The organism is Serratia sp. C2(1) (assembly GCF_036352655.1).
GTDB classification, from domain to species: Bacteria; Pseudomonadota; Gammaproteobacteria; order Enterobacterales; family Enterobacteriaceae; genus Serratia; species Serratia inhibens.
The window spans coordinates 1-397 of the sequence record NZ_JAZFBA010000028.1; the positions used below are offsets into that span (position 1 = coordinate 1).

The 397-nt window shown below is 58.2% G+C and carries 1 protein-coding gene; it reads right to left on the reverse strand.

The genetic code is table 11. The features are described from left to right. On the reverse strand, positions 1–397 hold a 397-nt coding region (locus V2S86_RS25380; protein ID WP_330764616.1), incomplete at both ends, for an AMP-binding protein.

The following is a 397-nucleotide window of genomic DNA, read 5'->3' on the forward strand; positions in this document are numbered from 1 at the left end:
CTGTGACCTGTAACCCAGCCGACGTCGGCCGTACACCAGTACACGTCACCTTCGTGGTAGTCGAAGACGTACTTGAACGTCATGGCGGCATACACCAGATAGCCGCCGGTGGTGTGCAGTACGCCCTTGGGTTTGCCGGTCGAACCGGAGGTATAAAGGATAAACAACGGGTCTTCCGCATTCATCTCTTCCGGCGGGCAGTCGGCGGAAACGCCGTTGATCAGCTCATGCCACCATAAATCACGGCCTTCCTGCCAATAACCCGGCTTGCCGGTACGTTGGAAAACGACCACGTTGGTGATGCTTTTCACGCCAGGGTTTTTCAGCGCGTCGTCGACGTTCTTTTTCAGCGGCACGGCACGCCCGGCGCGCAGGCCTTCGTCAGCGGTGATAACCA